Source organism: Mojavia sp., from assembly GCF_059505145.1.
This window is the reverse complement of sequence record NZ_JCACKA010000065.1, coordinates 14,827-31,033: the sequence shown is the minus strand read 5'-3', so window position 1 is coordinate 31,033 and position 16,207 is coordinate 14,827. Positions and strand designations below refer to the sequence as shown.

17 protein-coding genes are annotated in these 16,207 nt (G+C 41.4%); 7 read left to right on the top strand and 10 right to left on the bottom strand.

What is annotated here, in order from left to right:
- Positions 1-97 precede the first annotated feature (97 nt).
- Positions 98-709 carry a Uma2 family endonuclease gene (locus tag AC5JL8_RS15125; protein WP_495880607.1) on the top strand — a complete coding sequence of 204 codons (612 nt, stop codon included), beginning with the start codon at positions 98-100 and terminating at the stop codon, positions 707-709.
- 62 nt (positions 710-771) lie between these two features.
- Here the strand turns inward: AC5JL8_RS15125 and AC5JL8_RS15120 are convergent, their stop codons facing one another.
- Together AC5JL8_RS15120 and AC5JL8_RS15115 are read right to left on the bottom strand one after the other, a co-directional pair.
- The gene (locus tag AC5JL8_RS15120; protein WP_495880606.1) at positions 772-1,002 is read right to left on the bottom strand and encodes a type II toxin-antitoxin system HicB family antitoxin; all 231 of its coding nucleotides are present in this window, start codon (positions 1,000-1,002) and stop codon (positions 772-774) included.
- Positions 1,003-1,052: 50 nt separating this feature from the next.
- The gene (locus AC5JL8_RS15115) at positions 1,053-1,214 is read right to left on the bottom strand and encodes a type II toxin-antitoxin system HicA family toxin (RefSeq protein WP_495880605.1); all 162 of its coding nucleotides are present in this window, start codon (positions 1,212-1,214) and stop codon (positions 1,053-1,055) included.
- Positions 1,215-1,383: 169 nt separating this feature from the next.
- Here AC5JL8_RS15115 and AC5JL8_RS15110 point away from each other — a divergent pair, with 169 nt between their 5' ends.
- Positions 1,384-2,526, top strand: coding sequence for an AAA family ATPase (locus AC5JL8_RS15110; RefSeq protein ID WP_495880604.1), 1,143 nt, complete (start codon positions 1,384-1,386; stop codon positions 2,524-2,526).
- Between the two features lie 2 nt (positions 2,527-2,528).
- Positions 2,529-3,170: a DUF3226 domain-containing protein gene (locus tag AC5JL8_RS15105; protein ID WP_495880603.1), complete on the top strand. Its 642-nt coding sequence runs from the start codon at positions 2,529-2,531 to the stop codon at positions 3,168-3,170.
- A gap of 159 nt (positions 3,171-3,329) precedes the next feature.
- Here AC5JL8_RS15105 and AC5JL8_RS15100 read toward each other — a convergent pair whose 3' ends face one another.
- Both AC5JL8_RS15100 and AC5JL8_RS15095 read right to left on the bottom strand, forming a co-directional pair.
- Positions 3,330-3,851: a GNAT family N-acetyltransferase gene (locus AC5JL8_RS15100; RefSeq protein WP_495880602.1), complete on the bottom strand. Its 522-nt coding sequence runs from the start codon at positions 3,849-3,851 to the stop codon at positions 3,330-3,332.
- Entirely contained in the window at positions 3,841-4,125 is a 285-nt protein-coding gene (locus tag AC5JL8_RS15095) for a type II toxin-antitoxin system TacA family antitoxin (protein ID WP_495880601.1), read from the bottom strand. Before AC5JL8_RS15095 ends, AC5JL8_RS15100 begins: the two co-directional genes overlap by 11 nt.
- Positions 4,126-4,329: 204 nt before the next feature.
- Here AC5JL8_RS15095 and AC5JL8_RS15090 point away from each other — a divergent pair, with 204 nt between their 5' ends.
- The gene (locus tag AC5JL8_RS15090) at positions 4,330-6,951 is read left to right on the top strand and encodes a U32 family peptidase (protein WP_495880600.1); all 2,622 of its coding nucleotides are present in this window, start codon (positions 4,330-4,332) and stop codon (positions 6,949-6,951) included.
- Here the strand turns inward: AC5JL8_RS15090 and AC5JL8_RS15085 are convergent.
- The gene (locus AC5JL8_RS15085) at positions 6,946-7,569 is read right to left on the bottom strand and encodes a Uma2 family endonuclease (protein WP_495880599.1); all 624 of its coding nucleotides are present in this window, start codon (positions 7,567-7,569) and stop codon (positions 6,946-6,948) included. The genes AC5JL8_RS15090 and AC5JL8_RS15085 overlap by 6 nt on opposite strands.
- 29 nt (positions 7,570-7,598) lie before the next feature.
- Positions 7,599-8,483: a LysR family transcriptional regulator gene (locus AC5JL8_RS15080; RefSeq protein WP_495880598.1), complete on the bottom strand. Its 885-nt coding sequence runs from the start codon at positions 8,481-8,483 to the stop codon at positions 7,599-7,601.
- A gap of 155 nt (positions 8,484-8,638) precedes the next feature.
- Between AC5JL8_RS15080 and AC5JL8_RS15075 the strand changes: the two genes are divergently transcribed.
- Entirely contained in the window at positions 8,639-9,418 is a 780-nt protein-coding gene (locus tag AC5JL8_RS15075; RefSeq protein ID WP_495880597.1) for a class I SAM-dependent methyltransferase, read from the top strand.
- A gap of 455 nt (positions 9,419-9,873) precedes the next feature.
- A complete protein-coding gene (locus tag AC5JL8_RS15070) occupies positions 9,874-10,407 on the top strand; it encodes a hypothetical protein (protein ID WP_495880596.1) in 534 nt (177 codons plus the stop codon).
- A 584-nt stretch (positions 10,408-10,991) separates the two neighbouring features.
- Here AC5JL8_RS15070 and AC5JL8_RS15065 read toward each other — a convergent pair.
- Entirely contained in the window at positions 10,992-12,143 is a 1,152-nt protein-coding gene (locus AC5JL8_RS15065) for an extracellular solute-binding protein (protein WP_495880595.1), read from the bottom strand.
- Positions 12,144-12,861: 718 nt separating this feature from the next.
- Here AC5JL8_RS15065 and AC5JL8_RS15060 point away from each other — a divergent pair.
- Entirely contained in the window at positions 12,862-13,236 is a 375-nt protein-coding gene (locus AC5JL8_RS15060) for a hypothetical protein (RefSeq protein ID WP_495880594.1), read from the top strand.
- A 55-nt stretch (positions 13,237-13,291) separates the two neighbouring features.
- Here the strand turns inward: AC5JL8_RS15060 and cobT are convergent, their stop codons facing one another.
- From cobT to AC5JL8_RS15045, 3 genes are all read right to left on the bottom strand, one after another.
- Positions 13,292-14,443 (bottom strand): nicotinate mononucleotide-dependent phosphoribosyltransferase CobT, encoded by a 1,152-nt coding sequence (gene cobT / locus AC5JL8_RS15055; protein ID WP_495880593.1) that lies wholly within the window; start codon positions 14,441-14,443, stop codon positions 13,292-13,294.
- An 83-nt stretch (positions 14,444-14,526) separates the two neighbouring features.
- Positions 14,527-15,261 (bottom strand): DUF2232 domain-containing protein, encoded by a 735-nt coding sequence (locus tag AC5JL8_RS15050; RefSeq protein WP_495880592.1) that lies wholly within the window; start codon positions 15,259-15,261, stop codon positions 14,527-14,529.
- A gap of 13 nt (positions 15,262-15,274) precedes the next feature.
- Positions 15,275-15,973, bottom strand: a complete 699-nt coding sequence (locus tag AC5JL8_RS15045) for a Crp/Fnr family transcriptional regulator (RefSeq protein ID WP_495880591.1) — start codon at positions 15,971-15,973, stop codon at positions 15,275-15,277.
- Positions 15,974-16,207 lie beyond the last annotated feature (234 nt).

Sequence of the window (16,207 nt, the reverse complement as noted above, 5' to 3'; positions counted from 1 at the left end):
ACACGCTACACTGTTCGGTAAATATGGGTTAAGTCCCTTGAGTGCGTAGACGCTTTGCATCTTGTCTTTCTTTAGACATCACTTCCCCACAAAAACTATGCAAGTAACACAACAATTACATTACACCCCAAAGGAATATTTAGAGCTAGAGGAAGCTGCTGACTACAAAAGTGAATATATTGATGGGCAAATAATTCCAATGGCTGGTGGCACAATAAATCATAACCGAATTGCAGGTAACTTCTATGCTGTGTTGAACTTTGCATTCAGACAACAAGAATATGAGGTATTTAACAGCGATATCCGGCTATGGATACCGCAAAAGCGTATCTATACTTATCCAGATGTTACCCTTGTAGCAGGTGAACCAGAATTTTTTAACAACCGTACAGATATAATTCTGAATCCACAGGTAATTATTGAGGTATTGTCTAAATCTACTAAAGCCTATGATCGCGAGGATAAATTTCAAGCATATCGGACAATCCCCACTTTCCAAGAATATTTATTAATTGACCAAACCCGGATTCATGTAGAGCAATATTCTAAAACTGGTAAGAAACAATGGGCGCTACGTGAATACGATGAAGAAGATGAAGCGATCGCACTTGTAACTGTAGCTTTTGAGATTTCGTTGCAAGATTTATACAACAAGGTGCAGTTTGAGCTTGTTGAATCAGAAGGAAAAAACGTTGATGCAGAGGGATGAAGTTGGAGGAGCGATCGCGTACCTTGTACAAAAGACTGAGTTCCCCCAAACAAATAAAAAATTTACGCTACTTTTAAGGGTTTTTGAGGAAAAGCAATCGGCTCTGGCAAAGGCTTTCCTTGTTCGTGATACCATTCAACCAAAGACTCAATCACCTCTTGTCCATGTTTGGCAGCTTCCTCATAAGTTTTGCCGTGAGTGTGAAATTGTTGCCAAGGAAATTCAGGTAAATGTACCAAATAGCAGTTATCTTCATCTGACCATTGGATAACCATACTGTAGCGATAGTTCATTCTTCTTCCTCTATTTCCCCTAGTTGCTTCAAAACACGATTAATTTGCTTTTATAAGTATCGCGGTGCATCGTCTCCATCTTTTCCAGCAATGGTGACTGGCTCATTGGGTATCAACGGATGAGTCCAGAAGGAATGACTACCTTTAGCAGGACGGTAGACAAACCCAGCCTTCAGCAACATTGCTTTTAACTCTCTGATTTTCTTGGGCATCTACCCTCAATTTAAATCACCATAATGATTGTTGCCTATAAAATTGAGCGATCGCTTAATTTGTCTCAACTGACAAAGGTGATCCGCCCCTTTGCTAAAGTGAGAGGTGTTAAGACTGCTTATACTAATACCAGTTATTAACTCTTTGTTGTCTCCGGCTAGCAAAATTATGTTGAAGACGATAAAAATAGAGAATTTCCGTAGTTTCCAATCTTTCGAGCTTCGGCAGCTTGGTAGAGTTAACCTACTTGTTGGTAAAAATAATATCGGTAAAACATCAATACTGGAAGCTATTCAACTTTTATGCTCACGGAATAATCTTGATCCACTACGTCAAACAATGACTAACCGAAGTGAATATTTTTTTGATGATGAGCGTAGTGAACGTAGGTTAAGGTTAGCTCAAGCTCAAGACCTTGATGTTCGTCACCTTTTTTATGGTCACGAGATTGAACTGGGGAGCAAATTTTCAATAACAGGTACTAACGGCAATATTAAAGAGGAGCTTGTTGTATCAATAGAAGTACGCAAAATTTCTTCAAAAGAGCCACTTAGCTCATCGTCTGAGTTTCAATATGATGAAGTCCCAGATGCATTAAGGGAACTAGATTTCAGTATTCAGTGGAATTATGGGCGAGAAGAAAAGCCTTGGAGACTACCGCTATCAGCTAATGGCGGACTTCCTATAGAGGATTATACTCGCCAATTACGTAGAGATCCTAAAAATCCAGCACCAAAAATACAATTTATAACATCATCTTCTCTAGGAACTGAGAAGATGATTGAACTATTTGATCAGATAGTACTAACGCCTGAAGAAAAACTTGTAGAGCAGGCACTTAATAGAATAGACTCTAAAATTCAACGGATTGCTCCAGTGAGTTCTCGAAAGTCTAGGTATGCCTTAGATTCGCGGGGCGGTTTTTTTGTACTTCTTTCTGATAGTAATCAGCGTGTACCAATTGGCAGTATGGGTGATGGTATTTGGCGGATTTTAGGACTTGCACTAGCTACAGTGTGTGCTAAAGATGGATACTTATTTGTTGATGAGATTGATACCGGACTCCATTTTACCGCTATGTCTGATATGTGGAAGCTAATTTGGGAAACAGCTAAAAGATTAAATGTACAAGTTTTCGCAACTACTCATAATAGTGACTGCTGGACTAGTTTAGCTAGTATTGCAGAGCAGGAAGATGCAACTGAAGATGGTATTAGAATTCACAGAATTGAAAGAGGTAAAAACACAAGTGTAGTTTTTATTGAACCTGAAATTGTCATTGCTGCTGAAGAAAACATTGAGGTACGTTAGTAATGACAAGCAGTTATAGAAGCAAACAACTTATTGTGGAGGGTGAACAAGACAAGCGGGTAATACCATATCTCATGGAAGCTAATGGAATTGTCTGGGAAAAAGATAAACATCCTGTCGATATTGAAAACTATGGTAGCGATGGATTTATTAATGCTTATAGGATATCAGCTCGATTGAAAGCAGCAGGGTTAACACATCTGGGTTTGATGGTAGATGCAGACGAAGATCCAGATGCACGCTGGAGAAGTATTAGAAATGCTTGTTTACCAAGTATTGCTGACATTCCTGAGCAAATACCAGAAACAGGACTGCTCCTCACCACTAATGGAATTAAGTTTGGGGTCTGGATTATGCCAGATAACCTCATGCGAGGTATGTTAGAGACTTTTTTAGCTTATATGATTCGAGATTATAACGAACCTCTCTGGCAATATGCTCAGGAAGTTGTAGCAGAAGCAAAAAATAGAGGGGCACTATTTATAGATTCTCATATTGATAAAGCTTACATTTATACATGGTTAGCGTGGCAAAAACCACCAGGAAGACAACTGCATAACGCTATTAAGGAAGAAATTCTGAATCCACGCCATCCAAAAGCACAGACATTCGTAGCCTGGTTTAAGAATTTATATGATTTATAATCCCAAGATGTATTTAATAGTGAAGAATAGCGATCGCCTCCCCTCACCCACAATCACCCACTAAATTCGATAAGATCGCTATGGCGCTAGTTAAACCTTCCCAAAGCTGATAAAAAGCGATCGCTCTTACTATCCTAAACTTTAAAATTTACCATTCAATTAACTAAACCCTCGAATTATGGTTGCCATTGGCAGAAATAGTGAAAGCTCATTGTCTTGAAAAGAAATAAATTCATACTTTAAATAAAATTCCTTTGCTTTCAAATCGATAGCATCAACTCTCACAGCATATATCCCAATTTCTTGAGAAGCACGAACAGCACGGTAGAGGGCATCAGCTAGTAATTCACCTCCTAAACCTTGTCCTTTAACGGAATTATTCACAGCTAATCTCCCAATCAGCATTGCTGGAATTGGATAGGCAGGCATCCTTTGTTGATAAGATTCTGGTAATGATTTGTACTCAATAATGCTGGCGCTGACGGTATAATAACCATCAATTTTTAAGCTGCCTGATGCAGGAACTGCTACAAATGTTTTAGCGATTCCTTTATTATGATTTTGCCGTGCATATTTTTTGAGATAATCATTTAATATTGAATAACCACAATCAAAAGTATCTCTTTGATATTTCTTATCAATTGGCACAAAATCCCATCTCGCCTCGCTATCACTTGCCATACTTATCTCTGTATTTGTGAATAGCAGATTTGAGTTTTCCCTTCAACTCGGGCGGATTTTCCATTACTGACATGAACAAATCTCTGTCACGATTAGTTAGTATTAACCTTTCATGAGCATCTATGTCTTGTTTAGCAGCAGGCAAAACATGAACAAGTGTATAAGCACTCAAAGAAATTCCTTTAAGACTTGCAGCACGTTCTAATATTTCTTTTTGTTCTTGGGTAACTCGTAAATCGATGCGGCAATCTTTTGCAGATGATGCTTCTGACATAGTTAATTCTCGCTTTTAGCTGAGTCTTTATTTACAGCATAGCTAATTGCGACGGACAATGTACACACAAATACTTTTATAAGTATGTCTAATTATTATCCTCAAATGGAAAATAGCGATCGCCTCCCTTGTGTCCCTTCACCCACAATCACCCACTAACTTAGATAAGATCACTATGGTGCTAGTTAAACCTCCCCAAAGCTGATGAAAAGCGATCGCTCCCACACCCCTCAACCCACTTCACTCACCCTGCAACGTCCTGAACTACTCGCACCAGCAGGCAATTGGGAATGTGCCAAAGCTGCTGTAGAAAATGGGGCAGATGCGATTTACTTTGGCTTGGATAAGTTTAATGCGCGAATGCGGGCACAAAATTTTACTGAGGCGGACTTACCCCAGTTAATGGCATTTTTACATCTGCGTGGTGTGAAGGGCTATGTCACTCTCAATACACTCATATTTCCCAAAGAATTAGCACAGGCAGAGCAATATCTGCGATCAATTATTGCCGCAGGTGTGGATGCGGTAATTGTTCAAGATGTGGGTATATGTCGTCTTATCCGTCATCTTTCTCCTGATTTTCCTATCCATGCTTCCACTCAGATGACTGTTACTAGTGCGGCTGGGGTGGAATTTGCTAAGTCTGTTGGCTGTCAATTGGTGGTGCTTGCCCGTGAATGTTCACTCAAGGAAATCAATAAAATCCAACAGCAAATTGCCCAACAAAATACTTCGCTACCTTTAGAAGTTTTTGTTCATGGTGCTTTATGTGTGGCTTATTCTGGTCAGTGTTTGACAAGTGAAGCTTTAGGCGGACGTTCTGCCAACCGAGGCGAATGTGCCCAAGCTTGCCGGATGCCTTACGAGTTAATCGCTGATGGGGAAGTTGTGAATTTGGGGGAACGCAAATATCTACTCAGTCCCCAAGACTTAGCAGGATTAGAAGTTCTGCCCGATTTGGTGAAGTCAGGAGTAACTTCTTTGAAGATTGAAGGTCGCCTGAAAACACCAGAGTATGTTGCTAATGTCACCCGTGTTTATCGAGAAGCCTTGGATCGGGTGATGGGGGAATTGGAAAAAGACGCGGGGACGCGGGGACACGGAGATACGGGGAAGGTGACAAAACACCCAGAATTTTCTGAGGATCACTACAACTTAGAAATGGCATTTTCTCGCGGTATATACACGGGTTGGTTTCGCGGAATTAACAATCAGGAATTGGTTCATGCCCGTTTTGGCAAAAAGCGTGGAGTTTACCTGGGAGAAGTCAGCCGCATTAGTAATGAACAGGTGGCAATTAAGCTAGAAGCACCAGTTAAACCAGGTGATGGCGTAGTATTTGACTGTGGGCATCCAGAGGCTAAAGAAGAAGGTGGTCGAGTTTATGCAGTCTTGCAAAAAGGTAAGGAGGCACTGCTGAGTTTTGGGCGAAGTGGCTTGAACTTCCGCCGAGTGCATGTAGGCGATCGCGTTTGGAAAACCAGCGATCCAGAACTTGATAAGCAACTGCGTCAGAGTTTTGCTGGAGATAATCCCCAATTTCAGCGTCCCATTGATTTAGAGATTTATGGAGAAGCCGATCAGCCACTAACTGCGATCGCTCGTGATGAACAAGGTCATGTCGTCCAGGTGGACTCTACAATATTACTGGTGGAAGCGCACACTAAACCCCTAACCACAGAACGTTTACAAGAACAGTTGGGTCGTCTTGGTAATACACCCTTCTGTTTGGGAAGGCTAACCAATCACCTCAGCGCTGGGCTGATACTACCTGTGAGTGAGTTGAACCGGATGCGCCGGGAAATCGTAGCACAATTGGAAGAATTACGTAGTCAACCTAAACGCTGGCAATTGAGTTCTCATGTCTCTTTAAAAGACTTGTTACCTTCCTCCAGTTCGCCACCTCCCATCTCTCCCTCCCTCATCGTCCTAGTACGAAATCTGAAGCAACTGCAAGCTGCACTTCAGGCGGGAATTGAGACACTTTACTGTGAATTTGAAGACCCCCGCTTTTATCGGGAAGCTGTGCAAATGGTACGTGAAGTAAGGACAAGGGGACAAAAGGACAAATCACTACTTCCTAACTCAGCACTCACCACTCAGCACTCAACATTCCCCACTATCTGGGTTGCACCACCGCGAATTGCCAAACCAGGGGAAAACTGGATTTTGCAACAAGTGCGTGCTTGTGAGGCAGATGGCTATATAGTTCGCAATTATGACCACCTACAATTTTTTGCCCAAGACCGCTGTATCGGAGATTTCTCGCTCAACGTTGCCAACCCTTTAACAGCAGACTACTTTCAGCAGCATTTTGGTTTAGAACGCTTAACCGCATCCTACGACCTGAATATTACCCAACTCGAAGACCTGCTTACCAGTTGTCCACCCCAGTGGTTTGAGGTGACAATCCACCAACATATACCGATGTTCCACATGGAGCATTGTGTCTTTTGCGCTTTTCTCTCTGAGGGAACGGACTACAATAACTGTGGACGACCTTGTGAAAAGCAGGAAGTTAAATTGCGCGATCGCGTGGGTAGTGAACACGTCCTCAAGGCAGATGCAGGTTGTCGCAATACTGTATTTAATGGCACTGCCCAAACAGCAGCTGAGTACGTACAGCGTTTAATTCATTTGGGATTGCGCCACTTCCGCATCGAATTTGTGAATGAGACACCAGATGAAGTGACCAAAACTATACAAAGCTATACTCAATTACTGCAAGGAGAGATTAAGGGTTCCCAACTTTGGCGAGAGTTAAAGCTGCAAAATCAGCTAGGTGTAACTCGTGGCCCTATGGGAGTATCTGCACTGCGGTCATAACTCATTTTCTGAACGTCCAGCTTGAAAAATCTGTTCAGCAGTCAAATTCAATTCTGGAAATGTAGGCGATAAGATGGAGTCAGTACCTCGAAACAGGTTAACTTGATACTCACCATCCACCAAATAGTAAACGGAAATAGTCGGTTGTTTGGGATTACCTATATACCTTCTACCACCCAAAGCTAAATAATCAATAATCCAGTATTCAGAAACGCCGAAAGTTTCGTAGTCAACAAGCTTGTGTGCATAATCATCTTTCCAATTACTGCTAACGACTTCAACAACTAAGGGAACAGATGCAGCTTGAGTTACCGTTGAGGACTTTTTCCACATCGGTTCAGATGAAAGATTCTTTTGATTTATTACTATTACATCAGGCGAGTAACCAGACTCTCTGTTAGGAATCTTGACCAGTGCTTGCTTGGGTATGAAGTAAGGAAGTTTTAATCGTTTGAACTCTAAAGTTATTTCACCAGCTAAAAAACCATTAATCTCTTCATGATCCCCTACTGGCTGCATTTCAACAATTACCCCATCATGTAATTCATAGCGTCCGCCATCTGGTTTCCAATTTAGGAATTCTTCAAAAGTAACTGTTTTTGGCAAAGCTTGAAACATCAGACTTGCTCCTGACTCTGGTTCAGAGTTTAGCAAATTATGCTTTGTCTAACTATCTCTAGAAACCGCTGCACAGTTGGGGATACATCGTTGCTTCGCCAAATCATGACAATTGCAGCTTTTGGAGTTGTTTCTTGCACAGTTTTATAAACCACCCCAGTCCGTTGCAGGTTTTGCAAAGATTCTGGCACGATCGCCACCCCCATTTCCCCAGCAACTAAACTAACAATCGTTTGCATCTGGATCGCTTCTTGAGTAACACTGGGGCTAAAACCTGCTTGCTGGCAAAGACTGATAATTAAATCATAGAGTCCGGGTGCTAATCTCCTGGGAAATAAAATAAACGGTTCATTAGCTAGCGATCGCAAACTTACATCAGATTGATTTCCTAGCAAATGTGTTTCAGGAAGCGCTACCATCAACGACTCTTGAAAAATTGTCTCCCAGCTAAATGTATTGTCTTCAACAGGCGGACGGATAAATCCTACGTCTAAGCGTCCTTCCCGCAGCCACTCTAGCTGCTGATCTGTAGTCAGTTCATGTAACTCTAGGCTTACACCAGGAACACGGCTGCGAAAAACTTTTAAAATAATTGGCAAAATATTATATGCTGCTGTACTGACGAAACCAACTACCAACTGTCCCATCTCACCCCGACTAGTTTGTCGCCCAATTTGGATTGCTTGCTGCAATTGCCTCAGAAGTTGCTGCACTTCACCTAAAAATACTTGCCCCGCTTCTGTTAACTGCACACTTCGTTTTGTGCGATGAAACAATTCAAAGCCCAATTCCACCTCTAGTTGACGAATCTGTTGGCTAAGAGGAGGTTGGGCAATGTGTAATTTTTCCGCTGCTTTTCCAAAGTGTAGTTCTTCTGCCAAGGTGACAAAGTAACGCAAGTGTCGTAGTTCCATTGTTAACCGTAACTAATATTTAAAAGATATTAGTTACAGCATAAAAATATATTGGACATGAATATAAATCTCTTTTACCTTAATGATTAGGCGTTCATCAACTTAAAACTTATGGTTGAGGACTGGCGAGCCAACACTATGTAATTTCACTGCTTATGAATAGTATTTCGATACCCAAGCATAATTGGGATAGTACTTTGTATGAAGATAAACACGCCTTCGTGTGGCAGTATGGCGAAGACTTGCTGCAATTACTCAATCCCAAACCAGGGGAATTAATTTTGGATCTTGGCTGTGGTACTGGGCAACTAACAGAAAAAATTGCCCAAACGGAGGCTGAGGTAATAGGAATTGATAGCGCCGCCACAATGATTGAGAAGGCTAGACAAAACTATCCCCATATTCATTTTGATGTTGCTGATGCCAGAAACTTTCAAGTAAAACAGCCATTGGATGCAGTGTTTTCCAACGCTGTACTCCATTGGATTAAAGAAGCAGATGAAGCGATCGCCTGCATACATCAAGCGCTCAAACCAGGGGGGCGTTTTGTCGCAGAATTTGGTGGTAAGGGAAATGTACAAGCGATCGTTAAAGCTTTATGCACTGCTATGAAGTCCGTCGGTATTTTTGAACCACAAACACTGAATCCATGGTATTTCCCCAGCATTAGTCAATATGTTACCCTACTGGAACAGCAAGGCTTTGATGTTATTTATGCCACCCTGTTTGATCGTCCAACTCTCCTAGTAGAGAAAGAAGCAGGCATAGCCAACTGGATTCAGATGTTTGCCAGCGCTTTTCTAGTAGGAATGACTGTTGAGCAGCAAATAAAAGTAATTCGTCAAGTAGAAGACGAACTGAAGCCGACTCTGTATCAAGAGGGAACATGGACAGCAGACTACCGACGAATTCGTATCCTGGCTATCAAAGTTTAGATTTTGCTAATGAAGACTAAACAGCAAAGCTCATAATTAATTAGTTGGATAATAAATCATCGTAATTATTAATTGGTAACTCGTAATTCGTAATTAAAGACGGGTTAGAAAAAGCGGGAGCATCCACTTTTTGAAGAAACACCTGGCGATTAGAAATCGCGGCTATAAAAACCAAATTCACCTGCGTGGATTATATTGAGCCTACATAAAGCCTTCGGCATAGCTTCGCTTACGCGTAGCGTTCCGAAGGAAAGGCAGGCTGTGTTTGTTTAGCCTCAGACTTTAAATCTGAGGGGCTATTTAACGAAGACCGCTCAGTTTCAGATAGAGTAACAGTCTGCGTCTGCAAGTCAATTACGAATTTTTAACTTTATTTTCTGTAGTTAGATAATTCTTTGATGTATTACACCTAGTAGCGGATCGCTATAAATCTATAGTTCAAATTAGTACAAGTTATGACTAGATACAAAGTACCTTATTGTAAGACATTGCTCCGACTAGTAACTATCAGTCTGACTACGATTTCCCTGGTCTCAATTCGAGCTGCAATAGCGGAAACTACCTCTGCTCCACTGCCTTCTAATGCACCTTTGGAACTAAGCTTGTTGAAAAAGCCAAAAGGCTCTGTAATTACAGCTAGCACCGTTAACCCAGGAAAATTGACCATTCCTAGATTATGGTGGCCGCAAGAAAGCGCCGAGGACAAGCTGTTGGATAACTGGATAGCATATCCAACTACTGACAAGGAACCTGCGCGAGTAGACTTAATAGTCAATCAGCAACTTTGGAGCTTACTAGATTATCTAGAGCGCTACGATTTTGTTAATCGCTTGGGTACTGCTGCCCGCAGGGACAACTATAATGTTCGAGTGTTTAATTATCAGCAAGAACTTCTAGCAGCTTACACGTGTAACTTTAGTACCTTTCCGGCTTCATGCAGTATCCAGATGAATGCTCAAAACAAGCTAGGTTGGCGGCGCTCTTTCTAAAAAGAGTAAGGGATAAAGTTTTAGAAATTCTTAATCCGTGAGGACTTACGCATTCGCAACCAAAAACAAGGCTTTGTGATTGCTTCCCTACGGTCACAATGACACAATTACGTTATTTTTGCCTAATTCCTGGTCGCAATTGATAATTCGTAATTAAGTTTCAAAAGGGGACTGTTACCCCAAAAGAAATGCACGGCCGTCATTAGGTTGCTTTCTCTAACCCATCTTTAATTACGAATTACGAATTAGTAATTATGATCAAATCTCATTCTGGGTTAGGGTAATACTAAGTAGAACGGTGCAAATAAACCGAAGTATGTAACGAAAAGTAAAGTTACCTAAAACCCTCTTCCCTTTTGCCTTCTGCCCTCTGCCTCCTGCCTTGTCATAACGACAATTTTTAACATCGACCTACTTATGTTGCGATCAGACAGATTTGGATTTCCTCACCTCTGCTCCCCGAAGTTTGCTTGGAGGGAAACCCTCCTGGCAACTTCTCTTCCTGCTCCTCTGCTGCCCTAATTTAGTATCTTTGAATGCAACTCGGTATAAGCTGCCTGGATGGTGTGTACATCCTTGATAATTCATGCTTGTTTGATTTTGCCAAACAAAGACTCATACTGCTTGGTTGCTGATGGGGATAAGGGAAGTAAAAATTCGCTTTTGTCGAAAACTTCACGATTATTCAATAATAGGTTTTTTAATGCTTCCTGAATTTCAGATGCAACAATATTTGTAGAAATTGGCGAATTACTTTTAGTCAAAATAGCAATTTGTTTAGCGATCGCTGTTTGCCAACAAAAATCAATCCATTGATAAAATAATGTATCTTTACCAATACCCGCGGGACGTACCCATAAGTCTGCCCATATTGCTGTTCCTGACTGGGGAATAACTACGGCAAGTTGCGGATAACGCGCCAGTACTGGTACTACATCCTCAGACCAACCCACTGCTAGCCAAGTGTCCCCAGTAATTAAAGGTTCCAGGTAAGTACTGGAACCGTAGAACTTCACCTGTTGGTTTAATGTGCGTAGTTCTTTTTCCAGATCTGGTAGTTGGTCAAGATTCTCTGTATTGTAAGATTTTCCTAATTTTTTTAAGACTAAACCAATTACTTCTCGTGGTTGATTGAGCAAAGAAATGCGCGATCGCACCTCATCTCGCCACAAATCGCCCCAATCCTTCGGCGTCCATCCCAATTCTCGAAATTTGTTACGGTTATAAACAATTACTGTACTACCCCAGCGGTAAGGAGCAGCCCAAATTTGTCCTTGAGAATCAGGATTACCTTGCTCGTTGCGCGTTACCAGATTCTTCCACTTTTCATCCAAAGCCGACCACTGTTTTAGCTGACTTTGTTCGAGTGGTTGAATCAGTTTCTGCTCAATTGCTGCTTTTAACCAGTAATCTCCTAACGTCACTAGATCAGCTACAGGCGTTTTTGGGTCTTGTCTAAATGGGATAAAGCGACTCCATCCTTGCTGATCACTAGTTTTTGGTTGCTGCTGCCAACTTTGCAATTGTTTAAATAAATCTTGTATTTGCTCGACAGGGGCAAACTTTAACTGTACGTTTCGCTGCAAAACTTTTTGAAACTGCTCAACTACCTGAGCAGGTATAGAACCTCTCAATAATTGCACTTTAAGGCTCGTTTGGTTGTTTCCATTACACCCAATCAGTAGTTGTGAAAGTACCAGTGTGCTTGTACCTAGCAAAAAAGACCGTCGATCCATCGATTTTGATTATATTTCGGATTTTGGATTATACCTAACTGAAGCAGAGAGATACCAGGGGCTTCAGGAATAAAGAGTGTGTAAATTCAAAATTATCTCTATCTTGGCAGGTAACTGATGAGTTCGCCAAATACACTTTTATCCCACTTACGGTAGATGTATATAGCAATAATATTGTCTTTTTTTAGTTTGTTGTGATTGCTTTTATGAGAAGTTAGCTGCCAGATTTTGCCTGATGAACCCGATTATCCAATTATTAATTCTTTCTGTTATTTCTCTTTGTGTGTAAACAGTAACAGAATCCTAAAATAGCTACCTTTTTTAAGCTTTATGTCAACTTAAGAATACTTATTTCCGCTAGTTGTCAAGGTTTTGTAATAAATAGTCGATTATCTTAATGCTCTAAATCAAAGCTATGTAGAGCTAAATTAAAAGCACTGTAACTATCATGATGAAAGATTATCATTTATGAATATTATGAACAAAAGCGGTAATATTAGCTCTTTTAGCGAGATATTTGTCATTATTCTAGACGCAGTTAATATTTTTCAACAATACGGACAATTTTTACTAATAAAAATATTTAGTTATATTTATAAATTCAGACTTTAGTATCAGATTTCCACAATCTATGGGAAAAATTAAATAATTCATAAGTATATTTAAGGTCGCCAGTAAATTGAATAACATAGAGAAAATATGCGGACTAGGGTATTAAATGGAGCCATTACAAAAGCAGATCCTGACTTTGAGCCATAAACTGGATGCCCTCTGCCAGGTAATTGAGGATCTTGACAGTAAAGTGTCTCAAACTTTGTCAGAGTGTTCTTTAGCTAAAACACAAGCAAAAGATAGTTATTCCGAAAATAGCGAAGCCATACACTACCATTTCAGAGGAAATCTAAATTTAAATCCCGAAATGGAACATAAGGATGTATTGGCAGATGGCATTTATACAGATATGAATCGTCAAAGTGGAGAAAAAAGCTTAACACCAGAAATTCAAATTCAACGGCTGACAGCGCAATTAACAGCAGCATACAACCGCATTGCAGCCTTAGAAGAACAATTACTGCGGGAGAGAATTCACTAAATTAATCATTAGACCCAGATATTTCCTGGAAATTTGTAACTTTTGGCATCCGTTATCAGTTATTGAATCGGCTCAATCGCTCAAGTTGTTTTTCAATGGCTTCTAAAAGTTGGTGTTGTTGCCAATCTAGATTAAGATGGGCAGCGATCGCAGCTCCACCAGCGCCCATGCCTTCTTTAACAAAGCCCTGCTCGTAAGCTTGGAGTTGGGGATAACGAGAATCAATAAAACTCAGCTGAGTGGCTAATAAGGGCGGGATTACCTCGTCCTTATTTTTTTTGCTTTTACCTAAACTCAGGGCTAATTCAACCGTACCTCCAGTAGAATCTTCGGCTACCCAACGAGTTGTACCTACGACCACTTCTTCTGGTTGCCAAGCTAAGGCGTAAGCTTGAGCGATCGCATTGATTAGGGCATAAACCGCCAGCATTTGCGTCCCACCAGCCAGCAGAACACCACAATTGCGACTAGCTGCCATCGCCATTCCCGCTACCACTACTTGCATCGGATCGCCCACTGCTGCAACCAGTTTTAGAGGGTCAATTATACCAGCACCAAAGAGTTGAGATTCACCACCAGGAAATGCCAGTTGCAACCCAGCTTGTACCAACGCCCACTTTTGCGCGTGGTTACAAATAGGATGGCTACTGTTAACTTTCCCCTGTGCTTGTATCCCCATGCCAGTTAAAATTCCCAAGGCAGTGGTAGTTCCGCCGACAACGCACTCACTTAAAATGAGATACCTTTTTTGGTTTTTGGCAGAAAGTCGCTCACCCCAAATTAGCCCTTGTTCTAACAAGTGGTGTACTGTTGCCAATTTCATAGCATCACCACTACTTAAACACCTAGCTGGAAGACCACCCAAATCAATTATTGGTACAGCTGGAGGCTGAGGTAACCCAGCATTAAACAAATAAACTGGAATCTTTAGTGCTTCAACCACAGCACGGGAAATCAACACAGGTGATGCTCCCGCCGCTAGAGGTGGTAAAGAATATTGGGGTTGATGTTCTGGCCCGTAGTATAAAAACTCAGCATCAGCACAAGCAGTATACTTTCGGTCTTCTGGAGTCCGTCCAGCTGCTGAAATCCCCGGAATCAAACCAGTTTCAGTAAATCCTAATACACAGGCAAACACAGGTAGGCGACCGCGATACTTAGATATCCATTCTTCACCTTGTGCTATTTGAGTATAAATACGAATCATAACTTCTTTGTCAGTTGCCAGTTGCCAGTTGTCATTAGTCAGTTGTATTTTTTTGCAACTGACCCATAAAAAATGACCACTGACTAACTGTCATAATCCATTAATACTTGTACCCAACGTGGCGGACGAGGGATAGGATTTCCTAAGCGATCCAACAGTAGCCATGCGGCCAGGTGGACTATAAACAAATAGATCAAGTTATTGAACATAATCAAGGCGATCGCTCCAACTTGAATCCAAAATACACTAGGACTTGCTAATAATCCCAGCTTCAAGAATAACCACTCAATTAAATCTGTTACTTGATTGATTACATAGATCCAAAGATCCTCACCCGACAACACAGATAGTAACCATACGCGAAAAAAAGCTCCCAAAGTGCCCAGTAGCATACCCAAAGTAATAGAAACTATCCAGCGAACACGACGATTCCATGTTGCTCCCAATAGCACGCCCATAAAAGCATAGGGCATAACAAATAGCAGACTGCGGACTGGCCCCATCAGCACCGCTAGTAGTAAGCCAGATGTAACTGCTGCCATCCAAGCAGCTCGTTTACCCCAGCGAAGATAGACTAGAGCGATCGGTACTGGAAAAAATATCCGTAAAACTGGCCCTAACGGAAAGTAAAAATTAATAAACCAAATCAGGCTAGCAGTACTGGCTAAAAATGCGGTTTCCACCATCCTCAAGGGCGCATCAGCTTTCAGTTGGGGTTGTGTAAGCTTTTCTGGTTTATCTAATTGATTGCGGGTGGTTTGAGATTCAGAAGATGAGCCAGCTTCTGGCTCATCTGGTAGAGAATCTAACATACTCATATTTGACAAGTTATTAAACTATCATTCTTTCTAAAGCTGACAAATCGGGAATACAAATAATGTCCTGATCCCGTTTAATCAACCCTTTTTTTTCTAACCTTGTCAATACTCGTGTAACTGTTTCCCGCGCCAATCCACTCAAACTGCTCAATTCACGATGTGGTAAATTGGGAATTTCAGTTCCTGTCTGCCCCTTTTTTCCCTGTCCTTCTGCTAAAAACAACAAGGTATCCGCTACCCGCGATTGACTATCAGATTCTCGCAAACGCAATCTTCGATTCACTTGTCGCAAGCGCCGCGCCATTAATTGTGCCAATCGCATTCCTGCTAGAGGTTCAGTCTGAAGTAACTTAACGAAATCCTGAGACGGCATACTGCCAATCATCGTGGGAGTCAGCGTAATTACATCGGTAGAGCGAGGTACTTCATCTAGCGCCGCCATTTCACCAAATAATTCCCCTTTGCCAAGAATATTTAGCGTCACCTCCTTACCTTCTAGATTGTAGGTGCGAATTTTCACCCATCCATCCACAATAAAATATACAGAACCACCCCAGTCATTTTCGAGTAAAATCACTTGATTAGCTGGGTGAGTGCGGGTAACAAGATGGGTGAGGGCTAGTTCCACAACTACTTCTGGCAACCCTTGAAAAAAGGGAGCCGAGATCATCCAGGGATTGGCTGGTGTGTGCAGGCTAAATCGGTCTTCCATTACGACATTTTAATTACATAGTTATTACAGCTACTGGATACACAACAAACAAGAGAGCTACCTTAAGCCTAAGCGAACAAAGTACAGCCCCCTACAAAAATAAAACTAAACTATGTTACACAAGAAAACGATCAGAGCATTTTTTCTCAGCAATCTTTATCTATGGGTTTAAACCTAATAACAGTTTTACATAAAGCAGTTGATGACTCTGGGTGGTCTTCTTTCAGGGCAAGC